This window comes from Bifidobacterium thermophilum (assembly GCF_002846655.1).
GTDB lineage: Bacteria > Actinomycetota > Actinomycetes > Actinomycetales > Bifidobacteriaceae > Bifidobacterium > Bifidobacterium thermophilum.
In genome coordinates this window covers 1-1,133 of sequence record NZ_PCGX01000016.1, presented here as the reverse complement: position 1 = coordinate 1,133, position 1,133 = coordinate 1, and the positions used below count along the sequence as shown (strand labels likewise).

Genomic DNA, 1,133 nt, shown 5'->3' with positions numbered 1-1,133 from the left:
CTCCACGTTCGCCTTGGCCTGTTGCGCCGCGGCGTCCGCCTTGTCGGCCTCGGCCTGCTTGGTCTCGACGTCCGCCTGCGCGGCCGACTGCACGTCCTTCGCCGACTGGACGTCCGCCTGCGCGGCCTCGACCGGATCGGTCGGGGTGGCCGCGGCCTGCTGCGTGGACTGGTCCGGGGCCTGTTCCGGCGTGGTCTCGTCTGCCATCGCGGCCTGCGGGGCAAGCACCGTCGCCGCGGTCAGACCGACCGCCAGCATCGGCTTCATGTCAATGGTTCCGCGACGGGGCAGCGACGCCGCGTGCTGCGGGGTATGGTTCTTCTTCATGGTTCCTCACCTTCCATGTCCGGCGCCCTTCGGGCCGTTCCCGCAGGGCTGTTACACCCCGGTCATGCGTCCCGTTTGGACACCGTCATTGTGTCTCGGGGACAACCTTACTCTTGGGCGGGAATCTTCACGGCGTATCCCGGACACGCCAGAGGCGGTCCCTAATACCCGACGGCGTGGATAAGCCATCGCACCGCGGGAATGCCGCCGGCCAGCGAGACCACGATCAGAGACAGCCACGGCAACCCCCACGGCACGATCCGCGCCATATAGGACAACCCGCATGCACCCGCCACGGCCAGCCTCCACGCGGCCACGGCGGCGGCCAACACAAGACAGCAACGGAACCCGCCCGGAAGACCACAGACCACGACATAGAAGAACACCCCGAGACATGCGGCCGCCCAGGAAAACCCCCGGGTCTCGGCGAATACATCCGGGACGACACACCTCACAAAATCCACGATATCCTCCATCACAGCACCCGCATGACCGCCCAACGCATGAACGGGTACTCGACGGCGAGAGACACGACCGCAGCGGCAAGCAGCAGGCAGAACAGGCGGAAATCATACCCGCCAAGCCACTGGAGGGTTTTCACCGCCCCGAAGGCGACGCGAAGCAGCGCCACGCCTGCCGCACATGCCAGCCAACCCGCCGGGGACGGCATCCGGCCGGACGCCGCCAACAGGACGCCGTACAACATGCAAGCGCCGAACCAGTAGAGCGGCCACAATCCATGGAAGGCGTCCGGGACCATGCCCGACCAAGGTTTCAGCCAATCGAAAACGCGCATGCCCGCCGGT

General features: G+C 66.8%; 3 protein-coding genes. All 3 read right to left on the bottom strand.

Translation table 11 applies throughout. The features are described from left to right. On the bottom strand, positions 1-327 hold a 327-nt coding region (locus tag CQR48_RS08960), incomplete at its 3' end, for a hypothetical protein (protein WP_218971692.1). A gap of 161 nt (positions 328-488) precedes the next feature. Continuing rightward, positions 489-791, bottom strand: a complete 303-nt coding sequence (locus CQR48_RS08955) for a hypothetical protein (RefSeq protein WP_143252517.1) — start codon at positions 789-791, stop codon at positions 489-491. Positions 792-802: 11 nt separating this feature from the next. Continuing rightward, positions 803-1,133 (bottom strand): hypothetical protein (locus CQR48_RS09210; protein WP_180335148.1); only part of this gene is annotated, 331 nt, incomplete at its 5' end.